Origin of the sequence: Marinobacter sp. (genome assembly GCF_033722195.1) — a bacterium.
Taxonomy (GTDB): Bacteria; Pseudomonadota; Gammaproteobacteria; order Pseudomonadales; family Oleiphilaceae; genus Marinobacter.
The window spans coordinates 1-2,048 of record NZ_JAWVZL010000199.1; the positions used below are offsets into that span (position 1 = coordinate 1).

General features: G+C 65.4%; 2 protein-coding genes. Both read right to left on the reverse strand.

What is annotated here, in order from left to right; genetic code table 11:
- A partial coding sequence (locus tag R3280_RS16785; RefSeq protein ID WP_318999754.1) for an acetyl-CoA C-acyltransferase occupies positions 1–988 on the reverse strand: 988 nt, incomplete at its 3' end.
- Between the two features lie 255 nt (positions 989–1,243).
- Positions 1,244–2,048 (reverse strand): MBL fold metallo-hydrolase (locus R3280_RS16790; protein ID WP_318999755.1); only part of this gene is annotated, 805 nt, incomplete at its 5' end.

A 2,048-nucleotide genomic window follows, 5' to 3' on the forward strand; every position in this document is an offset into this window, starting at 1 on the left:
AGCTGAGCACCGGGCCCAGCCCCATGATCTTTGGATCCAGCGCCGACCATTCGCTGTCCAGGATCACCGCCTTGGGTTCCAGACCGTACTTCTTCACCGCCTCTTCCGAGGCCAGAATCATCCAGGACGCGCCGTCGGTGACTTGGGAACTGTTGCCCGGCGTGACCTGGCCGTAGGGTGGCTCGAAGGCCGGCTTGAGCTGACCCAGGGCGTCCACACTGGTGTCCGGCCGGACGCCGTCGTCCCGGTCGAACAGCTGGCCGTCGGCGGAAATGGCGGGCACCACTTCGCCGTCCAGCCAGCCCTCGTCCTGGGCCTTGGCCAGGCGCTGGTGGCTGCTGACCGCGTATTCGTCCGCCTGGCGCCGGCTAATGTTGAACTGCTGGGCCAGGACCTCGGCGGTCTGGCCCATGCTCAGGCCCACGATGGGGTCGGTCAGGCCCTTGGCCAGACTGACCTCGGGCTTGAAGCTGCCGGGGCTGAAATTGGCCAGCTGGCGGGCATAATCCTGCGGCGAGCTGGCGGCGTTGAGGTTGGCCAGCCAGTCCACCGCGCCATCCTGGAGCACCATCGGAGCATGGCTGAGGGCATCGGTGCCGCCGGCCAGGATCAGGTCGCTGTCACCCTCACGGATGTACTTGTAGGCGGTATCCAGCGACTGCATACCCGAGCCGCAGTTGATCTGGACGGTGAATGCCGGCATCTGCTCACCCATACCCAAGCGCAAGGCAGCGATCCGTGCCGGGTTCATTTCGGCAGGAATGACATTGACACAGCCCAGAATCACCTGGTCGAAGCCGTCGGCAGGTATCGGCTGGCGCAACAGCAGCGGCCTGCCGCACTGTACGGCCAGATCAACGGGGGTAAAGGGGCCGGGCCGCCCCCGGGCCTTCAGGAAGGGGGTGCGGGCGCCGTCGACAAGATAGACCGGGCGGCCGCCCTGGCGTTTGTTCGGGTTCGGTGACGGATTGCTGGAGCTCCGTGCCATCGACATCCCTCCGCATTCGAATCGGTGAGTTCAGCAAACAGGGGTTTGCAAACGCTCCGGAAAGAACTGCTGGGGAAGCTTTCCTGAGGCGCGCAGGGCACGCCCTAAAACAATGGTGGACCCGATCCGGCCATATTCAAGGGCCGGACCGGGCAAGACGTCAGCGCGGCAGATCGTCGGCGCTGTCCACCACCGCCGCATGCAGGCTACGCCCCCCTTATCCCACTCACCTGTCCGACAGAGCCTGGCGCGCCATTACTGGCAGCCCTCGATGCAGGCACCGGAGGCGTCAAACGCCATGGTGCGGCCACTGAGCGGCACGTGCACCGGAACCTGGGCGGCCTTCATGAAGGCCTCGGTGCGGGTGCCCGCCAATACCTTGCCATCCCGGGTGGCTTCCTCGTTGGCGTGGGAAGCAATGACGGATGTGGGCATCACCATCTTGTTGATCACATGGGCGGCTTCGGTGGGACCGGTTGTGAAGGTATCGCCGATGTTCATCACCGCCAGATTGGCGCCGTAATAGTCCTTTACCACCGCCCGCTGCTCCGCGGTAATACCGGTGTCGCCGGAAAGGTAGGCCACCAGGCCGTTGCTGAACTTGAGCACGTAACCGGTGGGCGGTCCCACGTAGGCGCTGACGCCGGCCTGCTTCATGTAGTCCGCCAGCGGTCCGGTGAGAAAACCGGGGGCTAGGCCATTGCTGTGTACCGCGGGGACTGTGGTGATGCCCACGCCGCCGATGGTCTGCATGGCGCCAAAGCGCACCAGCACGGAAGCCTCCGCCTTGCCGCCGGCGGCCGCCAGTTTGCCGGCAAAGAAGGCCGGCATCTCGCTGCCGGTGACAATACTGGCGCCCTTGGCGACGGCGATCTCGACACTGTTGGAATGCGGCAGGCTGCTGACGGAGAAATCCGGGCTGGCGCAGGTGCCGGCATTGACGGCGCTGGTTCGGCGGTCGCCGATATGGTCACCGTGAACGTGGGACACCAGCACGATATCGATCTTCCCCAGGCGCTGATCCTCTGCTCCCGCCACGGTTCGGCCGGCGTCGTAGAGG